Annotated in this window: 21 protein-coding genes; 8 read left to right on the top strand and 13 right to left on the bottom strand. The window is 73.5% G+C overall.

The annotated features are described in order from the left end of the window. Positions 1-2 precede the first annotated feature (2 nt). The 5 genes from LQ327_RS32760 to LQ327_RS32740 all read right to left on the bottom strand — a co-directional run bounded on the left by LQ327_RS32760 (position 3) and on the right by LQ327_RS32740 (position 4476). On the bottom strand, positions 3-656 hold the full coding sequence (locus LQ327_RS32760) for a DUF3159 domain-containing protein (RefSeq protein ID WP_230740827.1): 654 nt from the start codon (positions 654-656) through the stop codon (positions 3-5). Positions 657-761: 105 nt separating this feature from the next. Beyond that, positions 762-1052 carry a hypothetical protein gene (locus LQ327_RS32755; protein WP_230740825.1) on the bottom strand — a complete coding sequence of 97 codons (291 nt, stop codon included), beginning with the start codon at positions 1050-1052 and terminating at the stop codon, positions 762-764. Positions 1053-1177: 125 nt separating this feature from the next. Beyond that, on the bottom strand, positions 1178-2587 hold the full coding sequence (locus tag LQ327_RS32750) for a selenium-binding protein SBP56-related protein (RefSeq protein WP_230740823.1): 1410 nt from the start codon (positions 2585-2587) through the stop codon (positions 1178-1180). 174 nt (positions 2588-2761) lie between these two features. Then, on the bottom strand, positions 2762-3562 hold the full coding sequence (locus LQ327_RS32745; RefSeq protein WP_372460798.1) for an MgtC/SapB family protein: 801 nt from the start codon (positions 3560-3562) through the stop codon (positions 2762-2764). A 179-nt stretch (positions 3563-3741) separates the two neighbouring features. Next, positions 3742-4476, bottom strand: coding sequence for an IclR family transcriptional regulator (locus LQ327_RS32740; protein WP_230740821.1), 735 nt, complete (start codon positions 4474-4476; stop codon positions 3742-3744). A 78-nt stretch (positions 4477-4554) separates the two neighbouring features. Here LQ327_RS32740 and LQ327_RS32735 point away from each other — a divergent pair, with 78 nt between their 5' ends. Beyond that, positions 4555-6420, top strand: a complete 1866-nt coding sequence (locus tag LQ327_RS32735; protein ID WP_230740819.1) for an FAD-dependent monooxygenase — start codon at positions 4555-4557, stop codon at positions 6418-6420. 12 nt (positions 6421-6432) lie between these two features. Here LQ327_RS32735 and LQ327_RS35135 read toward each other — a convergent pair whose 3' ends face one another. The 3 genes from LQ327_RS35135 to LQ327_RS32720 are packed head-to-tail and all read right to left on the bottom strand — an operon-like array spanning position 6433 to position 9937. Further along, positions 6433-7410 carry an ATP-binding protein gene (locus LQ327_RS35135; RefSeq protein WP_230740817.1) on the bottom strand — a complete coding sequence of 326 codons (978 nt, stop codon included), beginning with the start codon at positions 7408-7410 and terminating at the stop codon, positions 6433-6435. Beyond that, positions 7407-7775 (bottom strand): STAS domain-containing protein, encoded by a 369-nt coding sequence (locus tag LQ327_RS32725; RefSeq protein WP_230740815.1) that lies wholly within the window; start codon positions 7773-7775, stop codon positions 7407-7409. Before LQ327_RS32725 ends, LQ327_RS35135 begins: the two co-directional genes overlap by 4 nt. Beyond that, positions 7772-9937, bottom strand: a complete 2166-nt coding sequence (locus LQ327_RS32720) for a GAF domain-containing SpoIIE family protein phosphatase (protein WP_230740986.1) — start codon at positions 9935-9937, stop codon at positions 7772-7774. The genes LQ327_RS32725 and LQ327_RS32720 overlap by 4 nt, the downstream gene beginning before the upstream one ends. Before the next feature lie 136 nt (positions 9938-10073). Between LQ327_RS32720 and LQ327_RS32715 the strand changes: the two genes are divergently transcribed. From LQ327_RS32715 to LQ327_RS32705, 3 genes are read left to right on the top strand one after another with little or no spacing between them, the layout of a single operon-like run. Next, complete coding sequence (locus tag LQ327_RS32715) at positions 10074-11672, top strand: ATP-binding SpoIIE family protein phosphatase (protein WP_230740813.1); 1599 nt, start codon at positions 10074-10076, stop codon at positions 11670-11672. Beyond that, the gene (locus LQ327_RS32710) at positions 11669-11986 is read left to right on the top strand and encodes an STAS domain-containing protein (protein ID WP_230740811.1); all 318 of its coding nucleotides are present in this window, start codon (positions 11669-11671) and stop codon (positions 11984-11986) included. The genes LQ327_RS32715 and LQ327_RS32710 overlap by 4 nt, the downstream gene beginning before the upstream one ends. 43 nt (positions 11987-12029) lie before the next feature. Then, complete coding sequence (locus LQ327_RS32705; RefSeq protein WP_230740809.1) at positions 12030-12461, top strand: anthrone oxygenase family protein; 432 nt, start codon at positions 12030-12032, stop codon at positions 12459-12461. 3 nt (positions 12462-12464) lie between these two features. Here LQ327_RS32705 and LQ327_RS32700 read toward each other — a convergent pair whose 3' ends face one another. Continuing rightward, a complete protein-coding gene (locus LQ327_RS32700) occupies positions 12465-12887 on the bottom strand; it encodes a hypothetical protein (RefSeq protein WP_230740807.1) in 423 nt (140 codons plus the stop codon). A 20-nt stretch (positions 12888-12907) separates the two neighbouring features. Further along, positions 12908-13885 carry an aldo/keto reductase gene (locus tag LQ327_RS32695; RefSeq protein WP_230740805.1) on the bottom strand — a complete coding sequence of 326 codons (978 nt, stop codon included), beginning with the start codon at positions 13883-13885 and terminating at the stop codon, positions 12908-12910. Between the two features lie 121 nt (positions 13886-14006). Between LQ327_RS32695 and LQ327_RS32690 the strand changes: the two genes are divergently transcribed. The 3 genes from LQ327_RS32690 to LQ327_RS32680 all read left to right on the top strand — a co-directional run bounded on the left by LQ327_RS32690 (position 14007) and on the right by LQ327_RS32680 (position 17189). Next, on the top strand, positions 14007-14969 hold the full coding sequence (locus tag LQ327_RS32690) for an undecaprenyl-diphosphate phosphatase (RefSeq protein WP_230740984.1): 963 nt from the start codon (positions 14007-14009) through the stop codon (positions 14967-14969). Positions 14970-15036: 67 nt separating this feature from the next. Further along, entirely contained in the window at positions 15037-15867 is an 831-nt protein-coding gene (locus tag LQ327_RS32685; RefSeq protein ID WP_230740804.1) for a YveK family protein, read from the top strand. 44 nt (positions 15868-15911) lie between these two features. Next, complete coding sequence (locus LQ327_RS32680; RefSeq protein ID WP_230740802.1) at positions 15912-17189, top strand: aspartate aminotransferase family protein; 1278 nt, start codon at positions 15912-15914, stop codon at positions 17187-17189. A 253-nt stretch (positions 17190-17442) separates the two neighbouring features. On the opposite strand, the gene LQ327_RS32675 is transcribed toward LQ327_RS32680, so the two are convergent. Together LQ327_RS32675 and LQ327_RS32670 are read right to left on the bottom strand one after the other, a co-directional pair. Beyond that, the gene (locus LQ327_RS32675) at positions 17443-18216 is read right to left on the bottom strand and encodes a hemerythrin domain-containing protein (protein ID WP_230740800.1); all 774 of its coding nucleotides are present in this window, start codon (positions 18214-18216) and stop codon (positions 17443-17445) included. A gap of 85 nt (positions 18217-18301) precedes the next feature. Next, positions 18302-19609 (bottom strand): FAD-dependent oxidoreductase, encoded by a 1308-nt coding sequence (locus LQ327_RS32670; protein WP_230740798.1) that lies wholly within the window; start codon positions 19607-19609, stop codon positions 18302-18304. A gap of 101 nt (positions 19610-19710) precedes the next feature. Here LQ327_RS32670 and LQ327_RS32665 point away from each other — a divergent pair, with 101 nt between their 5' ends. Next, positions 19711-20307, top strand: coding sequence for a TetR/AcrR family transcriptional regulator (locus LQ327_RS32665; protein ID WP_230740796.1), 597 nt, complete (start codon positions 19711-19713; stop codon positions 20305-20307). A gap of 9 nt (positions 20308-20316) precedes the next feature. On the opposite strand, the gene LQ327_RS32660 is transcribed toward LQ327_RS32665, so the two are convergent. Beyond that, positions 20317-21489 carry a uroporphyrinogen decarboxylase/cobalamine-independent methonine synthase family protein gene (locus LQ327_RS32660; protein WP_230740795.1) on the bottom strand — a complete coding sequence of 391 codons (1173 nt, stop codon included), beginning with the start codon at positions 21487-21489 and terminating at the stop codon, positions 20317-20319. Positions 21490-21549: the final 60 nt, after the last annotated feature.

The following is a 21549-nucleotide window of genomic DNA, read 5'->3' as shown; positions in this document are numbered from 1 at the left end:
GCTCAGGACCGCGGCGCGAGCCGCGCGGTGCTGCGCCGGAAGGCCCACACGACGACGAGGGCGGCCAGCACCGTCAGCGGGGTCCCCATGGCGATCCGGGCGATCCCCAGTCCGTCCGTGGTGTCGGCGAGGTAGAGCCACTGCTGGACGACGAACCGGGCCCCGAAGACCGCGGCCGCGGCGAGGGTGGCGAGGTCGTGGGCGCGCAGCACCACCCGGTCGGCGCGCCAGTCGTGGGCGCGGCCGTGGACGAGGTTCCACACCACGCCCGTGATCGGGCGCCGGGCCAGCAGTGAACCGGCGGTGACGACGAAGCCGGCCAGCGCGGCCCAGATGCCGATGACGAAGAAGTCCCTGGCCGATCCGGTCCATGCCACCACCCCCACGGCGACGGCGACGCCCAGCAGGCTCCCGGTCGCCGAGCTGAACCGCTCCCGGCGGACCAGGCGGAACACGGTCAGCGCCAGCCCGACGCCGAGCGCGACGGCGATGGTCGCCGGGAGCGGCAGCAGCGCGTTGGCGGTGACGAAGACGACGACCGGCACGGTCGACCAGACGAAGCCCATCGGGCCGCCCAGCTGGTCGAGCATCGTGGGCGCCGGGTCGGGGTCCGCGGGTGCGTCCTGCGTCGGGTCCTGCTGCTCGGTCATGGTCATGCCGTCCTCCCGAGGTCCTGGTGGGTGCGTCGGGGACCACGGAACGGTGTGCCGTCGCGGCACACTCAAGCCCGACGTGCGCCAGGTCACATCGACAGGGGCCGATCAGGATCCCGCGAGCGCCCCGCAGTCCGAGCAGTCCCGGCTGCCGCGGAGCCCGTCGCCGCACCCGGGGCAGCGGCTCGGGATGTAGACGCCCTGCCGGCACTCGCCGCACCGGCGCCCCTCGACGGTGAGCCCGCAGGCCGCGCAGCTCACCGCCCTCGAGTCGCGGGACCGCCATCGGGAGACCCAGGTCGATCTCGGTTCCGGGCCCTCGCCCGGAGCCTCGGAACTCGCGTTCGCCTGCAGCGCCACGCGGAGAGAAGCGGCGTGGGACAAGGTCGTGACGGACATGGTGGCTCTCCCCGACGGCGGGACGGCTGGTCCATCACCCGGCTCGGGTGATGGCGTCCACGCTGCTCGGAGGGCGCCCGGCGCGCGGTGGAGCTGGCCCCCGGGATGCGGGGGCCAGCCCTACTTCAGCGGTAGCAGTAGGAGTCGGACGACGCGTCCCCTCCCTGGAGCCGGATCTGGTGCACCCGCAGGCCCCGGAAGTCGTCGCCGTGGGGGAAGAACGACTCGTCGATCGTCAGGCCACCGGCCGGGTCGGCGTCGAGCTTCGCCATCCAGGCCCCGACGCCGTCGGGGTAGAACTGGTCGTCCCAGGCGCCGTAGAGCGAGTTGGTGAAGTAGACCCGCCGCCCGTCGCGGCTGACCTCGACCATCTGCGGCCCGCCCGCCAGCGGCAGGTCGGGCCGGGCCGGGTGCGGCGCCCGGTCGACGATGCCGCCGAGGCGCACCGAGCCGACCTCGCGCGGGTGGGCCGGGTCGGTCACGTCGTACTGCTTGAGCTCCCCGGTGCCCCAGCACGAGACGTAGAGGAAGCGGTCGTCGACGGAGAGGTCGATGTCGGTGATCAGCGGCGGGACCGCCCCGAAGCCCTGCAGCAGCGGCGGCAGCAGGCCGGGGTCGGCCGGCTCGGCCGGGATGGAGATGACCTTCTCCATCCGCCAGGTGTCGCCGTCGCGGAACCACCGCCAGATCGAGCCCGACAGGTCGGCGGTGGAGACCACGACCCCGATGAAGCCCCAGGTCGCCCCGGGGTCGTGGGACGGCCGCACCTCGAGGGGCATCTGGTGCTCGGCGCCCAGGTCGACGGTCTGGACGTTCCGGCCCTCGGCGAGGTCCCAGAAGTGCACGCGGTGGCCGTAGGAGTTGCTCAGGAGCAGTTCGGGGACGATCCCGTTCTCGATCATCGACGGGCTGCCCCACTCGGTGGAGATCAGCGTGTTCTGGTTCAGGTGCCACCAGGCGTCGTAGTGGAAGTGCTGGCTGCCCCGGTCGGTCTCCCACGCCCGCAGCACGTCGAAGGTCGAGTGGTCCAGCAGCGCGATGCCGCCGGGGCCGTCGTCGTCGCCCTCGGGGCCGCCGATGCAGGTCATGAACACGCCGTCGGGACCGCAGTGCATGGTGTGGGGCCGCGAGTACCCGGCCCTGGCCGAGAGCTCCTTGCCGTCCACCGTCCTCACCAGCGTCGGGCTCCGGGGATCGTCCCCGACGTCGAGGACGTGGATGTTCGACGAGCGCAGGCCCGGCACGAGCAGGTACCGCCGGGCCAGACCGGCCATGTCGTGCCCCTCGTGCTTGAGGGCGCTCGAGCACGCGTTCCAGCCGAAGTGGTGCAGCTCGTCCCCGACGGACGGGACGTCGGTCCAGCCGACGACGCTGCCGTACCCGGCGGAGCGCGGGTCGACGTCGACCACGGTCATCGCGTCGTGACGCTGGGCCGCGCGGTCGAACGCCACCACGTAGGCGAGCTCCTCACCGGGCGCGGCCGCAGCGTCCGCCGCCGAGCGGTAGAACGTCGGATCCGTCTGCGCACTGGTCACGGGTGTACCCCTCCCGACCGGGGGCGGCGCGACCGTGGACGGCCGCGCCGTCGTGATGGAACAGGACGAAAGTGATGTTCGTCACTGTCTCGACATCGCGACGGTACCGAGCCGCCGGGCGCTCCGCGATCGTCCGTCCGTCCCCGGACTGCACCCGGCGCGACCACGCGCCGGTCACTCGGCGTCGGGATCGTCCGTGCCGGCCCGGCCGCCGGTGACGGCGAGGACGCCCCGGTGGCCGACGAGCTCGGCCACGAGGTCCTCGTAGGAGCCGGTCCCCTCCAGCTCGAGGACGACGAGCACCGTGGCGCCGACGTGGGTCATGGTGTCGCCCTCCTCGGCGCCCTGGACCGCGTCGATCCCGTCCGTACCGGAGGCTCGGGTGTGCAGCTGCTCGATGGACCACCCGTGGCCGGTGCAGATCCGCAGCAGCTCCCGCAGGACACCCTCGCCGTCCCGGTAGCCGATCTCGACGTGCCTGCGGTCGCTGCCGCGGTCGCGCAGCCGGTCCGCGACCGGGGTGAGCCCGTAGATCACCAGGAAGTACGCCGCGGTCGCGGTGGTGGCGAGCACCGGGAGCCCGGCGCCCGCGGTCATCCCGACGGCGGTCGTCAGCCACACTGCGGCCGCGGTGGTCAGTCCGCGCACGGCGTCACGCCGCACGAAGATCAGACCGCCACCGATGAACCCGATGCCGGAGACGATCTGGGCCGCCACGCGGGAGGGGTCGAGCACCACGTGCTCGCCGAGCACGTCGGTGAAGCCGTACTTGGACACCAGCATGATCAGCGCCGCGCTGAAGCCGATGATCGTGTGGGTCCGCAGGCCCGCGCTCTTGCGGCGGATCTCCCGTTCCAGCCCGATCAACGCGGAGAGGACCAACGCCACCGCCAGCTCGACGATCTGCGTCCAGCCCTGTCCGACGGGTTCGGCGAACAGCACCGACACGATCTGGCCCTCCTGTCTCCGGCACACGACGTCGCCCGATCCTCTCGGGAGGGCGTGGTCCTACGCCGGGTGGGCCCTCGGCGGCGAGATCGTGAACGGGAGCACCAGCCGGGACGGGTGGAGCGAGTCGCGATGGATCCGGTGCGTCACCGGCCGCCCGACGGGGAGGTGGAACAGCCTGCTCTCGTCCGGGAGCTGAGCCGGCGTCAGCGACCCGCGAGATCCGCCCCGATGCGCTCCGCGGTGGCGGTGACCTCCGCGGCCCACTCGGGGAGCCGGTCGCGGCGGTAGCGGGCCGTCGGCAGCGCGACCGACACCCCGGCCCGGACGTCCCCCGGTACCGCGGCACCGATCGCACTCACCCCGGCCTCGGTCTGCTGGTCGTTGAGTGCGAAGCGCTGCCGGCGGATCCGACGCAGCTCGCGCAGCAGACGGTCGACGTCGGCGACCGGTGAGTCGGGAGTGTCGTACAGCGCGCGGATCTCGGCCTCGGCCAAGGTGGCGAGCACGGCGCGGGCGCCCGACGCCAGGTGCGCGGGCAGCACCCGCCCCTCGCGCTCCCCGACCCGCAGGACCCGGTCGCACTCGACCGACGCCACGAAGCGCGCCCGGTCGCCGACCACGACGACGAGGTTGCTGGTCTCGTCGAGACGCTCGGTCAGCGCCCTCAGACGTGGGAGCGCGACGCGACGCAGGTCGGCCTGCGGCTCGGGCGCCTGCGCCGCTCGGAGCACCGGCCCGGCGACATAGCGACGGTCCTCGTCCTGCTCGGCGAAGTCGCGGTACACCAGCATCGCGAGCAGCCGGTGCGCTGTCGACCGGGCCACGCCGAGCCGCTCCGCGGCCTCGGAGAGGCGCAACGGGCCTTCCTGGGCGAGAACCGTCGCCAGGTGGAGCGCGTGGTCCACCGACTGGATGCGGTACACCGGCTCGTTCTTCACAACAGAACGATAGCGTCGTCCTCTGCAGAACGTGGGTAGCGTCGGCCGGCAGACCCCGACCTCGGAGAGGAGCGTGAGGTGGCCCAGTTCCACGTCGACGGGTACCGCCCCGGCGACCCGTTCGTCACGGACCCCCGTCCCGCCGTCGCCATCGGTCCGCGCCCGCTGCCGGAGACCACCGACGTGCTCGTCGTCGGGGCCGGGCCGGCCGGGCTCGTGCTCGCGGCGCAGCTGGCGAACTTCGGAGACCTCGACACCGTCGTCGTCGACCGCCGGGACGGCCCGCTCGAGGTCGGACAGGCCGACGGCGTCGCCTGCCGCACCGTGGAGATGTTCGAGGCCTTCGGCCTGGCCGGCCGACTGATCGACGAGGGCTACCGGGTCAACGAGGTCAGCTTCTGGCGTCCCGACCCCGAGCGGGCGGACGAGATCACGCGCACCGGTCGCATCCCCGATGTCGAGGACGGGCTCTCCGAGATGCCGCACCTCATCGTCAACCAGGCGCGGCTGCTCGCCCACCTCCGCGACCACATGGCGCGCGCACCCCGCCGTCCCGAACCGTTCCACGGCCTGGAGCTGCGGGACCTGGACCTCGACGGGTCCGCGGACCACCCGGTGACGGCGACCCTCACGCACACCGCCACCGGCGCCACGTCGACGATCCGGGCGCGCTACGTCGTCGGGTGCGACGGTGCCCGCAGCAGCACGCGCGCCGCGATCGGCCGCCGGCTGGTCGGCGACGCCGCGAACCAGTCATGGGGCGTCATGGACGTCCTCGTCGACACCGACTTCCCCGACATCCGACTCAAGAGCGCGATCACCTCGGCCGAGGGCAGCATCCTCGTCGTCCCGCGCGAGGGCGGCTACCTGGTGCGGCTCTACATCGAGCTGGACAACGATCGCGACGCCGAGGTGCTCCGGAGCCGGAGCGTCTCACCGGAGCACCTCGCGGAGGTCGCGAACCGCATCCTGCACCCCTACCGCCTCGAGGTCCGACACGTCGGGTGGTGGTCGGTGTACGAGGTCGGCCAGCGGCTGTGCGACCGGTTCGACGACGTGCCCCACGAGGACTCCGACCGGCTGCCGCGGGTGTTCATCGCCGGGGACGCCTGCCACACCCACAGCGCCAAGGCCGGACAGGGCATGAACGTCTCGATGGCCGACGCCTGGAACCTCGGGTGGAAGCTCGGGGCGGTCCTGCGAGGCCGGTCGCGGCCCGAGCTGCTCCGCACCTACACCGCGGAACGGCAGCGCGTGGCCCAGGAGCTCATCGACTTCGACCGCGAGTTCGCGGCGATGTTCGGCGCCCACGCCGACCCCGCCGACGCCGACCCGGAGAAGTTCCAGCGCTACTTCTGCGAGCAGGGCCGCTACACGGCGGGATTCGGCGTGCGCCATGGCCCGTCGATGATCACCGCCGCCGACCCCGCGCAGCACCTCGCGACCGGGTTCGAGGTCGGGACGCGCTTCCACTCCGCCCCCGTCGTGCGGCTGGCCGACGCCCGGCCGATGCACCTCGGCCACGTGGCGCGTGCCGACGGGGCGTGGCGGCTGTACCTCTTCGCCGACCGGGACGGCTCGGCGCTGCGCGCCGTCTGCGACCGGCTGACGACGACGGTGCGCCGCTTCACCCCGACCGATGCCGAACCCGACGCCGTCGTCGACGTCCGGGCGGTGTTCCAGCAGCACCACCACGACCTGGCCGTCCCGGACCTGCCCGAGGTGCTGCGGCCCCGCCGGGGCCGGTTCGCGGTGGTCGACCACGAGAAGGCGTTCTGCCCCGACCCGGCGACCGACGACGTCTTCGACCTGCGGGGCGTGGACCGCGACCGCGGCGCGCTCGTCGTCGTGCGGCCCGATCAGTACGTCGCCCACGTGCTCGGCCTCGACGGGCACGACGCCCTCGAGGCGTTCCTCGGCGGTGTCATGCTCGACGCCGCATGAGTGCACCGGGCGTCAGACCCCGACCTCCAGGCGGGCATGGGTCCCGTCGACGGTGGTCCAGAGGTGCAGGACGTCGCACAGCTGACGGGCCAGCCAGACACCCCGCCCGCGGACCGACAGCGCGTCGGGCCGCCGCAGCCCGGGGGTGATCGCGCTCATGTGCCCCGGGTCGTGGACCTGCGCGACGACCCGGCCGGGCCGGATCCACCAGGACAGCGTGCCGTGCCCGGCGCCGTGCTCGATGCTGTTGCTGACCAGCTCGCTCACGGCGAGGACGAGCCCGTCGATGCGCGCCGGGTCGAGACCGGCCTCGAAGCCGTGCCGCTTCGTCCACGCCCGGATGCCGCGCAGCGTGGTCGTGCCGTTCGCGAACTGCTGTTCCTGGTGCGGCGGTCCGAGGGCGGGCGCGGGCGGTGCCGGGGTCGAGGCGAGGACCTCGGCGGGAGCCCGGTAGCGCGGGTTGGGGATCGCGATGGTGTCGACGATGAGCTCGGGGTGGTTCCAGTACAGCGAGCGCTCGGTGTCCTCCGAGCTGCGCTCGGCGTCGCACAGGCACACCAGCGTGACCGGCAGGCCGCTCAGCGCGAGGTTGCAGCTGGCGTCGACGACGCTCCAGGAGTCCGGCGCGGACGGGTCGGTGCCGCCGACGGTGGCGGAGTCGCTCAGGATCAGGGCGGCGCGACCGTGGCCGATCATGTCGCGCAGCCGGTCCGCGCGCCGCGCCGCGGTGGTCTGTCCGCTGTAGCTGTAGGGCTGGCCCGGCTCCCCGAAGATGAACCCGAAGCTCACGCTGCCCAGGCGGCGCTCGATGGCGTCGCGGGTCGCGTCGTCGACGGCGGCCCAGACGAGGTCGCCGCGCCTCACGGCGTCGCGGAGCAGCGGGGCGAGGGTGTCGAGCAGGTCCTCGACGCCGTGGTGGACCACGGCGAGGTGGCGGAACGGGTCGAGGTCCGCCGACGTCGTCGGGGACCGATCGGGCGCGCTGGTCACGGTGAGGCCTCCCCCTCGTCCAGGACCTCGAGGCGGCCGGTGATCCCGAGCATGTCGAAGACCCGCCGGGTGGCGCCGTGCCCGAGGCGCACGGCGAGGAGACGGCCCGCGTCGTCGGCGACCTGCTGGGCGAGCAGCACCATGCGGACACCGGACGAGTCGACGTAGCCGAGCTGCGAGAGGTCGAGCACGAGCACCCGCGGGGCCTGGCCCTCGGCGGCGCTGACCTCGTCCTGCGCGGTGGGCAGCGTGTCGATGTCGAGATCACCGTGCAGGACGAGTACCAGCCGGTCGGAGTCCCACGAGCTGACCGCCCACAGTCCGCCGGAGGTCTCGCTCGGCGCGGTGTCGCGCGGCCCGTTCATCGCTGCACCTGGATCACGAGCAGGGCGACGTCGTCGCGGAGCCGACCGCACTGGAAGTCCGAGACCTCGGTGAGGATGGCGTCGGCGATGGCGTCCGCGGACTCGCCGGCCAGCGTGGCGAGGAGGGCCTCGAGCGGCTCGGAACCGTAGAAGCCCTGTGGCCCGTGGGCCTCGGTCACGCCGTCGGTGTAGAGCAGCATGGTGTCGCCGGGCGCGAGGTGGATCTCGACCTCCGTGAGATTCGGGTCCGGGTAGACCCCGACGAGCGTGCCGGGGACGGCGATGGACTCGACGCGGTCGCCCCGCAGGACGAGCCCGGGCGGATGGCCGCCGTTGACCAGCGTCACCGCGGCGCCCGTCGGCTCCACCGTCAGCGCCGCGTGGACCATCGTCGCGAACCGGGCGCGGGCGCCGCCGTGGTGGCGCAGCATCGCCGTGTTGACCCGGCGCAGGACGTCGGCGGGCGCGTACCCGTGGCCGACCTCGGCGTGGACGGTGTGCCGGATGAGTGCCGTCAGCGCGGCGGCCTGCGGGCCCTTGCCGCAGACGTCGGCGACCGTCAGTGCCCACCGGCCGCGCTCGACGTCCTCGTGGATGTCGTAGAGATCCCCACCCACGTAGACGTCGGTGAGGTCGGGGCTCGGCGGCCGGTAGCGGCCGGCGCACCGCACGCCGGGCACCTTCGGGAGCTCGGCGGGGAGCAGCGCCGTCTGCAGCGTGCGGGCCACGGTGCGCTGCGCCTCGTAGAGGGCGGCGTTGTCGAGCGCGAGCGCGGCCGTGGTGGCGAGCTGCCCGACGAAGGTGAGGTCGTCGTCGGTGAACCGCTCCCCCGACTCGGCGTGCACCAGGGTCAGCGCCCCGAGGCTCCGCCCGCGCGAGAGCAGCGGCACGACGATCGCTGAGCTCAGCCCGATCGCCCGCATCAGCTCGAGGTGGGTCTCGTCCTTCGCCGACGCGACGAGCAAGTCGTCGGGGATCTCGGACATGACGACGGGCACCCCGCTCCGGGCCACCTGCATGGCGCCGCCGGGGGCGTCCGGGTCCGGCGGGTACCGGTGCTCGAGCTCCTCGACGAACGCGACCTTCGCCGGATCCAGGTGCGCGACGGCGACCCGCTCGAGGCGGCTGCCGCGGACGAAGTGCACCGCGGACCAGTCACAGATGCCGGTGACGGCGAGGTCGGCGAGCCGGCGCAGCCGCTCCTCGACCGAGAACGGCGCCTCCATCAGCTGGCTCGCGCGCGCCAAGAAGGACATGCGGTCCCGCTCGCGCTCGGCGGCGGCCCGCGCCTCGCGCTCGGCGGTGTAGAGGCGCGCACGGTCGAGGGCCTGGGCGCACAGGGCGGCGACGGCGAGCAGGAACTCCCGTTCGGCCAGGCCGAAGGCCCGCGCCCCGGAGAAGCTGAACACCGCCGCCCCGAGCTCCCGGCTCTCCACCCGCAGCGGGAGGCAGGCGGTGGCCTCGTGCCCCTCCGCGACGCCCACCGGGGCCATCTCGGGATACTGGCTCCGCCACTGGTGGGCGTCCTCGATCCAGACCGGGCGGCCCGTCAGCACCGCGTCCGACAACGGCCGCCCGCGCTGCATCGGCAGTCGGCGGAAACGCTCGACGGTGTCGCCGGGCCAGCCCGCGTGGTGCAGCGACTCCAGCACGTCCTCCCCCTCGACCCGGGCATACACCACGCTGGCGTCGGCGCCGATCAGCGTCGCCGCGGCAGTGGCCGTCAGTCGGCCGATCTCGGTCGGCGTCGCGGCGCTCGAGAGCTGTTCGGTGAGGCGCTGGAACTCGTGCGCGCGGGCCCGGCTCCCGTCGACGTCGGCCGGGCCGTCCGCGAGGACACGGAGCAGGAGACCCGAGACGCCGCGGGAGATGTCACCGACCGGCGAGGCACTCACCCCGAACGACCACTCGTCGGCCGTCGGGACCGCCGCGGACGACATCACCCCGCGGGGCACGACGGTGGTCTCGCCGTCGCGGTAGGCGGCGTCGAGGGCGGCGACGAGGCCCCCGGTCGGGACGGTCTCGCGGATCGGGCGCCCCGTCCGGACCGCGGTCCCGAACAGCTGCCCGCCCCGGGGACTCAGCGACTCGACGACGTGATCGGCGCCCGCGGTGATGGCGAGCGCGTCAGGCAGCACGGAGAGTAAGTCCGCCGCCGTCATCGCCACCTGTGGAGGCTAGCCGGATCGTTTATCGACTCACAACGCGTCCGTCCAGCGGGCCCTTTCTCACACACTGTGATCACCCTGGTCCTGGGTGACACGAATCATGGTTTCTGCTCTGCGTAGTGTGTTGCGGGTGACCGTGCCGAGTACCACCGACGAGGACCGACTCCGTCGGATCGAGTTCGTGACGGACTCGGCGCTCGCCCACCTCGACGTCAAGGACCTCCTCGACGAGCTGCTCGACCGCGTCCGCAGCCTGCTCGGGGTGGACACGGCGGCGGTCCTGCTCTTCGACGCGTCGGCCACCCACCTGGTGGCCACGGCGGCGCGCGGGATCGAGGAGGAGGTCCGGCAGGGCGTCCGGATCCCGCTCGGCCAGGGCTTCGCCGGGCGCATCGCCGCGGAACGGCGGCCGGTGATCATCGAGCAGGTCGACCACTCGAACGTGCTCAACCCCATCCTGCGGGAGAAGGCGATACGGTCGCTGCTCGGCGTCCCCCTGGTCATCGAGGGGACGGTGCTCGGCGTGCTGCACGTCGGGACCCTGACCCCGCGCCGGTTCACCGAGGCGGACACGCACCTGCTGCAGCTGGTGGCCGACCGGGTCGCGCTGGTCACCCGCACGCACCAGAGCGACGTGGACCGCGCGGCCGCCGAGGCCCTCCAGCACAGCCTCATGCCCGGGACGCTGCCGCAGATCGCGGGCCTCGAGCTCACCGCCCGGTACGTCCCCGGCCAGGCGGGCGGGCTGGGCGGCGACTGGTACGACGTGTTCACCCTCCCCTCGGGGCGCGTCGGGGTGGTGATGGGCGACGTCGTCGGGCGGGGCTTCCAGGCGGCCGTCGTCATGGGCCGGCTCCGCAGCGCGCTGCGGGCCTTCGCCCGCGAGGAGGACGATCCGGCCGAGGTGCTCGAGCGCCTCGACGGCAACGTGCAGCACTTCGAGGACAACGTCATGGCGACCGTCCTATACGCGGTCTTCGAGCCGTCCCTGGACCAGGTGATGCTCACCGTCGCCGGTCACCTCCCGCCCGTGCTGGCCGTGCCCGGGGATGCGGGCCGGCTGCTCCAGCTGCCGGTCGACCTGCCCGTGGGCGTCTCGGTCGGCCCGCCACGGCGGACGACGGTGATCGACCTGCCGCCGGGATCGCTGCTGTTCCTCTACACCGACGGGCTGGTCGAGCGGCGCGGACGCTCCCTCGACGAGGGCCTGGACCGGCTGTGCGGCGCCGTGCGGGCGGTCGACATCGAGACGACCTGCACGACGGTGATGAGCCGGATGGTGGGCGCCGAACCGGTCGCCGACGACGTCGCCGTCCTCGTCGCCCACCGCGCGGAGGCCTCCGAGGCCGCGCCGCTCTACCTCGTCCTCCCGGCCGTCCTCCGGTCGTTGGCCGAGGTCCGGTCGGCGCTGCGGCGCTGGCTCGCGTCGGTCGGGGCCACGCCCGACGACGTCACCGACATCCTCGTGGCCGTGGGCGAGGCGTGCTCGAACGTGGTGGAGCACGCCTACGGACCCGGCGGGGGCAACCTGATGCTGCACGCCGAGCGCGGCGAGGACCAGGTCACCGTGACGGTGTGGGACAACGGCCGCTGGCGCTCGGCGCGCGGCGAGAACCGCGGGCGGGGCACCACGCTGATGCAGCAGTGCAGCGACGCGGTCGACGTCACCGCCGGGCCCCACGGCACGACCGTCCGGATGCAGCGGCACCTCTCCGGGGAGACGCGATGACGACCGCCACCGTGAAGGCGAGCACCCAGGGTCCCGCCGTCGCGATCACCATCATCGGCGAGATCGACCTCGAGAACGCCGAGGCCGTCGAGGAGCAGCTCTCCGGGGCCATCGACAACCAGGCGACGTCGGTGACCATCGACCTCGCCGACCTCACCTACCTCGACAGCGCCGGGCTGCGCCTGATGTTCGCCCTGGCCGCGCGGCTCGAGGTGCTCCAGATCGACCTGACCGTCCAGGCACCGCCGCGCTCACCGGCCCGGCGGGTGCTGGAGCTGTCCGGCTTCGCGAACGCGGCGGCCATCGAGGGCTGAGGTGTCAGGCCCCCCGGCAGCGCGGCGGACGACGTCGCGAACCGTGGCCCGGCCGGTCGTGGACGATCACCCGGGTGCCGGGGTCGGCGACGAGGCCCTGCAGGCCGTCAACGAGGTCGCCGTCCGGCCGCTGTTCATGATCGTGCTGTTCGGGACGGCGCTCGTGGCCGTCGTCCTCGGGGTGTCCGGCCTGCGCCGGCGGACGTGGCTCATGGTGCTCGGGGCGGCGACGTTCCTGCTCGGGGTGATCGTCCTGACGATCGTCGTCAACATCCCGCTCAACGACACCCTGGCCGCCGTCGGGCCGACCGACGACCCCGCCCGCGCCTGGTCCGCCTTCAGCCCGGCCTGGACGCGGGCGAACCACTGGCGCGCCGCCGCGGGGATCGCCGCGGCCGTCCTCCTCCTGGCGGGGGGCACCGGGAGGGCGGTCGGGTCGACGCCGGTCACGTCCGCCGTCGGGCAGCTGACCTGATATTCAGGCGCGGACGTACCGCTGCCCGACCGCGCCGCGGAGACCGACGCAGCCGACACACCCCACGCAGTCGACGCAGTCCACGCACGCGACGCAGCCGACGCACCGGTCGCAGTTCACGCAGGCCACGGTCGCCACGCACCGCCGCAGCCCGATCCCGAGCAGCGTGAGCACGCAGGCCAGGATGCCGACGCTGCCCGACGTCGCGACACTCCCGGCGACCCCCGCGCTGCCCGACGTCGCGACGCTGCCCGCGACCCCCGCGCTGCCTGCCGTCGCGACGCTGCCCGCCACGGCCACACTGCCCGCCGTCGCGATGCTGCCCGCGACCGCGACGGCGCCGCTGGTCGAGAGGCTGCCGACCACGGCGATCCCCTCGTCCTCGGGCACCCCGGCGACGGCCCCGCCCCCCACGTCAGCAGTCATGCCGGTGAGCCTTGCGGACCTCAGCGCTCGCTGTCGAGAGCGGCCATGGCGGCCGCCGGGTAGCGGTCGCCGGACACCGAGCCGCGGGGCACCAGCTGGTCGATCCGGGCCACGTCGTCGGCGTCGAGCGTGACGCCGTCGAGCAGCGTCCCGACCTGATCCACCCGCCGGGCGCCGACGACCGGCACGATGTCGTCGCCCTGCGCGGTCACCCAGCCGATCGCCAGCTGGGCCACCGAGGCGCTCTTCGCCTCGGCCATGTCCCGCAGTCGTGCGACGAGGGCCTCGTTGTGCTCGCGGTGGCCGTCCTGGAACCGCGGAGTCGCCAACCGGCCGCCGGCAAGCACCCCGCTGCCGCCGATCAGGCCGCGGGAGAGCACGCCGTAGGCGGTGATGCCGATGCCGAGCTCCCGGCAGGTCGGCAGGATGGTGTCCTCGATGTCGCGGCTGAGCAGCGAGTACTCGATCTGCAGGTCGCAGATCGGCGCGACCGCGGCGGCCCTGCGGATCGTCTCCGCCCCGACCTCGCTGAGCCCGATGTGGCGGACGAAGCCCTTCTCGACCATCTCCGCGATCGCGCCGACGGTGTCCTCGATCGGGACCCCGGGGTCGAGCCGGGCCGGGCGGTAGACGTCGACGTGGTCGACGCCGAGGCGCTGCAGCGAGTAGGCGAGGAAGTTCTTCATCGCCGCGGGCCGTGCGTCCTGGCCGGTCAGCGCCCCGTCGGGACCCCGCAGGGCACCGAACTTCACCGAGAGGACGACGTCGTCGCGGCTCCGGTCGGTCAGCGCCCGGCGGATCAGCCACTCGTTGTGCCCGGAGCCGTAGAAGTCGCCGGTGTCGAGCAGGGTGCCGCCCGCGTCGAGGTAGGCGTGGATCACCCGCACGCCCTCGTCGTCGTCGACCGATCCGTAGGCGCCGGAGAGCCCCATGCAGCCGAGGCCGGGTGAGGTGACCTCCGGCCCGGTGCGGCCGAGGCGGTGGATGTCGAGTGTCATGGTGACCACGGTGCTCCTCGGACGGCCCCGCTGACAGGACCGGCGCATCCCAGGATCGCGGCGACGGCGCCACGTCGTTCTCATGTCCGGTACACGAGCGCTGACGACGATCGCGTCCGTGATTCACCAGTTGAGCTGGCTCGAGGCGATCGTCGTCGGCGCCATGCAGGGCGTGGCCGAGCTCTTCCCGGTCTCCAGCCTCGGGCACAGCGTGCTGCTGCCCGCCGTCGTCGGCGGCACCTGGGCCCAGGACCTCGACGTCTCCGCCCCCGAGTCGCCCTACCTCGCGTTCATCGTCGGCCTGCACGTCGCCACCGCGCTCGCGCTGCTGCTGTTCTTCTGGCGCGACTGGGTCCGCATCATCGGCGGCCTGGCCACCAGCATCGTCCGCCGCGAGATCACCACCTCCGCGCAACGGCTGGGCTGGCTGCTCGTGCTGGGCACCATCCCGGTCGGACTCGTCGGGCTGGCGCTCGAGCACACCTTCCGCACCGTGCTCTCCCGCCCGGTGCCCACCGCGATCTTCCTGATCCTCAACGGGCTGGTCCTGCTCGGCGCCGAGCTGCTGCGCCGCCGCGCCGCCGCCGGGATCCCCGCCGCCGCGGCGGCGCCGGTCCCGAACGGTGAGGTCGACCCGGCCGGGCGCACCGTCGTCCTGGAGGCCGTACCAGCCACCGCCGCCGAGGCCTCCGACCAGCGCCTCGGCCGGATGCCGATGCTGCGCGCGGTCGGGATCGGCGCCGCCCAGATCGCCGCGCTCTGCCCGGGCATCAGCCGCTCCGGGGTCACCATGGCCACCGGGCTGCTGCGCGGGCTCTCGCACGAGGACGCCGCCCGGTTCTCGTTCCTGCTCTCCACCCCGGTGATCCTCGCCGCCGGCGTGCTCAAGCTCGGCGACCTCGCCGGCCCGCTCGGAGACGGCGTCCGCCCCCAGATCCTGGTCGGCAGCCTGCTCTCGTTCGTCGGCGCCTACCTCTCGGTGCGCTTCCTGACCCGCTACTTCGAGAACCGCTCGCTGCGCCCGTTCGGCGTCTACTGCATCGTCGTCGGGACCGCGTGCCTGATCTGGTTCGGCGTCCGCTGACCGTCTCTCAGATCACCCGTCCGCGTTTCTCACCGGTGGGACACACTCGCTGAGCAGACTTCGCGACGTGGCTCCCCCCGCGAGATTTCCCGCGGCGCGCACGATGCGCCGGCTGCTGGTCCTCGGCGCCCTGCTCGGAGCCCTGATCGGACTGTTCGCCGGACTCCTCCTCGACCGCTCCACCGTCAGCTCGGAGTCGCAGATCGTGTTCTCCGTCGGGACCGGGATCAACGGGTCCGCCGACGCGGCGGCGACCGAGAACCAGTACCTGGGCAACCGGATGACGACCTACGCCGAGCTGACGCAGAGCGATCGTGTCCTCGGACCGGCCGCCCGACAGCTCGGCACCACGGTCGACGCGCTGCGGCCCCTCGTCACGGCCTCGGCCACCTCCGGCAACACCACGCTCACCCTCGCCACGCGGTCCGCCGATCCGGAGGCCGCGGCCGCCGCCACCCGGGCGGTCGACGGCTCGCTCATCTCGACGATCACCGCGATCGAGACCTCCCCCGGCCTCGCGCCGCCGATCGTCGGCGCGGTCACCTCGCCCCCGACGGTGCCGGCCGCGCCGTTCACGCCACCGCTCGGGCTCGCGGTCGCCGCCGGAGCCGTCGCGGGCCTCGTCGTCGCGCTGCTCGCCGCCGCCGCGCGGGCCACCGGGCTCCCGCAACGGGCGACCCGCGCCGTGCTCCGGTGGGTGTTCAGCACGCCGGCCGGCGCCGAGCCGCCGCGTCCGCCCCGTCCTCTCGGTCCCCCGAGGCCGTCGTCGCCGCCGGGGCCGCCGGCGCCCGTCGTGCCGGGCACGTTGTCGGTGCCCGAGCAGGTTCGCGCCGACTCCGCGTCCGATACGGGCCCTTCGAGCGCGGCGTCGACGCCGACGGTCGGAGCATCGGGCTGACGAGGCGTGGACACACCGTCGCGTGATTCGTAGCGTCGGCGGCCGTGTCGGATTCGCGAGGTCTCATCCGCTACTCGGGGCGGGGCGGGTTCAGCCCGGAGATCATCGAGCGGGCCGAGGGCAGTTCGGTGTTCACCACCGACGGCCGCGAACTGCTCGACTTCACGTCCGGGCAGATGAGCGCGATCCTCGGTCACTCCCACCCGGAGATAGTCCGCTGCGTCCGCGAGCAGGTCGGACGGCTCGACCATCTCTACAGCGGGATGCTCAGCCCGCCGGTCCTCGAGCTCGCCGAGCGCCTCGTCGGGACCCTGCCGGAGCCCCTCGACCGCGTCATGTTCCTGACGACGGGCGCGGAGGCGAACGAGGCCGCCCTGCGGATGGCGAAGCTCGTCACCGGCGGTCACGAGGTGGTCTCGTTCGCCCGTTCCTGGCACGGCATGACGCAGGCCGCGGCGAGCGCCACCTACAGCGCGGGCCGGACGGGGTACGGGCCGGCCGTCCCGGGCAACGTCGCCCTGCCCGTCCCCGACCGATTCCGCCCGGGCATCGTCGACGCCGACGGAAACCTCGACTGGCGCCGCCAGCTCGACCTCGGGTTCGACCTGGTCGACGCGCAGTCCGTCGGCAGCCCGGCCGCATGCCTCGTCGAACCGATCCTCAGCTCCGGCGGCGTGGTCGACCTGCCGCCCGGCTACCTGGCGGCGCTGCGGGACAAATGCCACGAGCGCGGGATGCTGCTCGTGCTCGACGAGGCCCAGACCGGACTGTGCCGGACCGGCGACTGGTACGCGTTCCAGCGCGACGGCGTGGTCCCCGACATCCTGACGCTGTCGAAGACGCTCGGCGCCGGGCTGCCGCTCGCGGCCGTCGTGACCAGCGCGGAGATCGAGGAACGGGCGCACGAGCGCGGTTTCCTGTTCTTCACCACCCACGTGAACGACCCGCTCCCGGCCGCCGTCGGGAACACCGTGCTGGAGGTGCTCGAGCGCGATCATCTGGACGTCCGGGCCGGGGAGCTCGGTGAGCGGCTCCGGGCGGGCCTGCTGGATCTCGGCGAGCGTCATCCGGTGATCGGGGACGTCCGCGGGCGGGGGCTGCTCGTGGGCCTCGAGCTCGTCGACCCCTCCGGCGGCGAGGCCGAGAAGCTCGGCGCCGCGGTCACCCGGCGATGCGCCGACCTCGGGCTGCACATGAACATCGTGCAGCTCCCCGGGATGGGCGGGACGTTCCGCATCGCGCCCCCGCTGACGGCGACCGACGCCGAGATCGACCGCGGTGTCGCGATCCTCGACGCCGCGCTGACGGACGTGACGGCGTGAGGCTGTCCGGGCGAGATCGCGAGGTGTGCGGCGGAACAGCTCAGATCTGACGCGTTCCGCCGCACGGAAGTGGATCAACCGCTGGGCCGGGCCGAGCGGGACCGAGCAGACCGAGCACCCGCCAGGCAATGGATCTCGGCGAGTGCGGCCCGGACGATGCCGCGCTCGGCAAGATCCAGTGCCTGGCGTGGACGGGGATGGACGGCCGCCGGACCGCCCCGCTCCCGACACCCGGATCCGGGCCGCCGAGCGATCACCCCGGCCGCGCGTCCGGCTCGTCGTCGGACTCGTCGTGGCGACGAGGCGGGGTCGCCGTCCCCGGCCCGAACGCGAGGGTCTCCTCGGAGCGCCGCCGGCGCCCCTGGTTCCGCCATCCGGCGATGGGCCGCGAACCGAGCTGCCCGGACAGCTGCTCGAGCTCCTCGCGGGTCGCGACCTCCATGACCCGGGCGCCCGCGCCGCGGCGGTCCGGCAGCCGGCGACGGACCTCCTCGAGGATGTCCGCCCACTCCTCGCGGGGCACGCGGGTCGTGACGATCTCGGCGACCCGGGCCTCGGTGGCCTCGAAGAACCGCTCGAGCCGCTCGCGCAGGCGCCGCCAGGACTCGGCGAACGCCTGCACGCGCCGGTAGTCCTGAGCGGTCGCCAACGCCGCGGGCCGCTCCCGGAGATCGGCGACGACGGCCCGGGTCGCGCGCCGCGCGTCGTCGACGGCGCCGCGCACGGTCCGGCGATCCGCGCGGAAGGACGAGTACGGGAGCGCGTCCGGGGCCCGTCGTTCGAGCACCGGCCAGACCAGGGCCTCCTCGAACTCCTGCTCGCCGACGATGTCGTCGCAGAGCCCCTCGGCGACCCCCGAGAACGCCTCCAGACGCCGGGAGGACAGGTACTCGGTCCCCGCCAGGAGCCCGTCGGCGACGTCGCAGAGCCGCCCGACGTCGCGACGGAGCACCCGGCGCCCGAGCCGGAAGGTCACCAGGTCCTCGGGCAGCGTGGGCTCGCGCGGGATCGAGGGGTCCGGCGACATGCCCTCGATCATCCGTGCGGGCCGCGGCCGCGGCCAGTGGAACACCAACCCCGTGTCAGCGACGCGGCACCGCTGACACTGGACGTCAGCGACGCCGCATCGCTGACACCGGAGAAGCTGCAACCGGAGTGGACGCCCGCCGCGCGAACCCGGGCGCCCGCTCCGGCCGGAACCCCACGCCGATCAGGTACGCGGGCACGATCGTCGCCGCCGGGATCGCGTGCATCAGGCGCCGCAGCGGTGCCGGGGCAGCGGCCCGCCGCCCGGCCAGCACCGGCGTGACGATCGCGCGGTGCATCAGCCGCTGCAGCCCTTGGACCAGCACGGTCGGCGCGAGACGGCGCCGGCGCAACGCAGCCAGGTCGCCGGGCCGGACGTGTCCGCGCCGCAGCGGCTCGGCGAGCCGTGACGCGGTGGCGACCGCGTCCTGGATGGCGAGGTTGATCCCCACCCCACCGATCGGCGACATGGCGTGCGCGGCGTCCCCGATGCACAGCAGCCCGTCGACGTGCCAGCGGCGCAGCCGGTTGAGCTCGACGTGGAGCAGCTTGACGTCGTCCATCGACGTGATCGCATCCATGCGGTCGGCGAACTCCGGCACCAGCGCGGCGACGTCGGCCCGGAACGCCTCGATCCCGCGGGCCCGGAGCTCGCCGTCGGAACCCTGGTGGGTCATGTAGGCGACCTGGAAGTAGCCCTCGCGCGGGATCAGGATCGCGAGCCGGCCGGTGCCCATGCGCGGGGAGAGCGCCGAGGCCTCGTCGCCGTCGTGGCGGGGCAGCCGGAACCACCAGGCGTCCATCGGGCACGCGTACCGGGTGACCGGCAGCTCGACGTCGGCCCGCGCGAGGGAGCCGCGCCCGTCGCAGGCGACCGTGAGGTCCGCGGCCAGCTCGCCCTCGTCGCCGTCGGCGGTCCGGTAGCGCACCCCGGCGACCCGGCCCGAGTCGTCCCGGCGCAGCCCCACGACCTCGGTGCTCATCCGCAGCGTGAACGTCGGCTCCCGGCCGGCCTCCTCGGCCAGCAGGTCGAGCAGGTCCCACTGCGGGACCATCGCGACGTACGGGTGCCGCACGCCGAGTGCGGCCAGCCGGCGGAAGTCCCCGACCCGCAGCATCGGCACGCTGCCGACCGCGGCCCCGGACTCGACCGGCCCGGCCGGGAAGGCCACCTCCTCGAGGCGGCTGTGGGTCAGCGCCGCGAACCGCTCTCCCAGCCCGAGGTCGTCGAGCAGGTCCAGCGTCGTCGGGTGCACGGTGTCGCCCCGGAAGTCCCGCAGGAAGTCCGCGTGCTTCTCCAGCACCGTGACCTCGACGCCGGCCCGGGCGAGCAGCAGCCCGAGCATCATCCCGGCCGGGCCTCCCCCGACCACACAGCACGTCGTGCGCTCCATCTCGACCCCCGAGAACTCATTGCTCGATGAATTACGAGGGCGACGCTACGCCGGGCGCGGCAAGAACTCAACGGCTGATGAAATCCGGGTAGGCTGCGGCCGTGGCAGGACGGCAGACCGGGCGCGGGAGACGCCCGGGCGACTCACGCACCCGCGAGGCGATCCTGACGGCCGCCGCCGAGCGCTTCGCCGACCAGGGGTTCCGGGACACCACCATGCGGTCGGTGGCGACGGCGGCGGGCGTGGACCCCGCGCTCGTGCACCACTTCTTCGGCACCAAGGAAGGACTCTTCGCCGCCGCGATGGACTTCCCCATCGACCCGGCCCGGGTGGTGGCCGGGCTGGTCGAGCCGGGGGTGGACGGGCTCGGCGAGCGGGTGGTCCGGACCCTGCTGGGCATCTTCGCCGAGCTCGGCGACACCAACCCGATGATCGGGCTCATCCGCTCGGCGGCCGGCCACCCCCCGGCGGCCCGGATGCTCCGCGAGTTCCTGGGCGGAGCCGTCCTCGACCGGGTCGCCGCCGCCGTCCAGACCGACCGCCCGCAGCTGCGGGCGGAGCTGTGCGCGTCACAGATCCTGGGCATCCTCGTCGCTCGGGAGGTGATCGCGCTGCCCGCGCTCGCCGGCGCCGACCAGGAGACCCTGGCCGGCGCCTACGGGCCGGTCATCCAGCACTTCCTGACCGGCGAGTTCTGAGCGGAGCCGTCAGACCCCGAGCTTCTCGGCTGCGGCGCGCACCCCCTCGATCCGGTTGTGGATCTTCTCGAAGGCGACCTCCCGCGCGAAGTCGGGCGACCCGTGGCTGGGCTTCTCGTCGATCGAGAACGGGGAGAAGCCGCAGTCGTCGGTCGCGCCGAGCTGCTCGCGGGGGATGAAGTTGGCCGCGCGGACCAGCGCGTCGCGCACCTCCTCCGGGCTCTCGATCCGCGGGTTGAGCGGGTTGATCACCCCGACGAAGGCGGTCTGGGCGACCCCGTTGGCGTCGCTGCGGACGTGCTTGCCGATCGACTCGTAGACCGGGTCCTTGTCCCGCTCGCTGGCCAGCTGGATGAGGAAGTAGCCGGCGTTCATCTCGAACATCTTCGGCAGCAGGTTGTTGTAGGGCACGTCCGCGGAGTGCACCGAGTCGCGGTCACCGCCGGGGCAGGTGTGCACGCCGATGTTGACGCGCTCCTCCGGCGTGAAGCGGTCGAGCACCCAGTTGTTGATCTCGACGAACCGGTCGAGCAGCCCGGCGCCGGTCCACGGGTTGCGCGGGTCGTTCCGCGTCGCGAGCCGGCCCTCGGTGAAGTCGATCGACACCCGCGCCGCGCCCGCGTCGAAGGCCTTGCGGATGTCGCGCTCGCACTCGTCGGCGAGGTCGTGCTCGAACTGCTCCTTCGGGTAGCCCGGCACCTCGTCCTCGAGCGGGTAGAGCAGGTAGAGCATGGACGGGGCGATGACGGCCTGCTTCATCGGACGGTGCGCGTACCCGATCGACTTCGCCAACGTGTCCGCGGCGTAGGTCTTGTACCGGAAGGGGCCGCCGGTCAGGCGCGGCAGCTGCCGGTGGTGGCCGTCCGCGAAGATCGCGAAGAACTGGCCGCCGTCGCCCGCGAGGTTGTCGGCGAGCCCGGTACCGGCCAGCGTGTCGGCGATCGGGTAGGTCGCGAAGCTCGACCAGCGCTGCTCGCCGTCCGACACGATCGGCGAGCCGGCCTTCTCCTGGCCCTCGATGGAGCTCTTGACCGCCTCGTCCTGCGCGGACTCGAGCGTGTCCTTGCCGATCTCGCCGCGGTCGTACGCGGCGTAGGCGTCCTGCAGTTTCTGGGGGCGGGGCAGCGACCCCACCTGTTCGGTCGGGATGCCGGTGGCCTGCTTCGGGTCGTATTCGCTCACGGCTGCGTTCCTCGATTCGCCATTGACTCGGTGGGGCGTCGGCACCGGGACAACGCGACT

Source organism: Actinomycetospora endophytica, assembly GCF_021026375.1.
GTDB lineage: Bacteria > Actinomycetota > Actinomycetes > Mycobacteriales > Pseudonocardiaceae > Actinomycetospora > Actinomycetospora endophytica.
The sequence above is the reverse complement of the archived record's forward strand: the minus strand, read 5'-3'. Positions and strand labels throughout refer to the sequence as shown.

Coding starts and splice junctions, on each gene's coding strand:
- LQ327_RS32760 (WP_230740827.1), bottom strand. CDS start 656: ATGACCATGACCGAGCAGCAGGACCCGACGCAGGACGCACCCGCGGAC.
- LQ327_RS32755 (WP_230740825.1), bottom strand. CDS start 1,052: ATGTCCGTCACGACCTTGTCCCACGCCGCTTCTCTCCGCGTGGCGCTG.
- LQ327_RS32725 (WP_230740815.1), bottom strand. CDS start 7,775: ATGAACGGGCCGCGCGACACCGCGCCGAGCGAGACCTCCGGCGGACTG.
- LQ327_RS32720 (WP_230740986.1), bottom strand. CDS start 9,937: ATGACGGCGGCGGACTTACTCTCCGTGCTGCCTGACGCGCTCGCCATC.
- LQ327_RS32710 (WP_230740811.1), top strand. CDS start 11,669: ATGACGACCGCCACCGTGAAGGCGAGCACCCAGGGTCCCGCCGTCGCG.
- LQ327_RS32700 (WP_230740807.1), bottom strand. CDS start 12,887: ATGACTGCTGACGTGGGGGGCGGGGCCGTCGCCGGGGTGCCCGAGGAC.
- LQ327_RS32695 (WP_230740805.1), bottom strand. CDS start 13,885: ATGACACTCGACATCCACCGCCTCGGCCGCACCGGGCCGGAGGTCACC.
- LQ327_RS32675 (WP_230740800.1), bottom strand. CDS start 18,216: ATGTCGCCGGACCCCTCGATCCCGCGCGAGCCCACGCTGCCCGAGGAC.
- LQ327_RS32670 (WP_230740798.1), bottom strand. CDS start 19,609: ATGGAGCGCACGACGTGCTGTGTGGTCGGGGGAGGCCCGGCCGGGATG.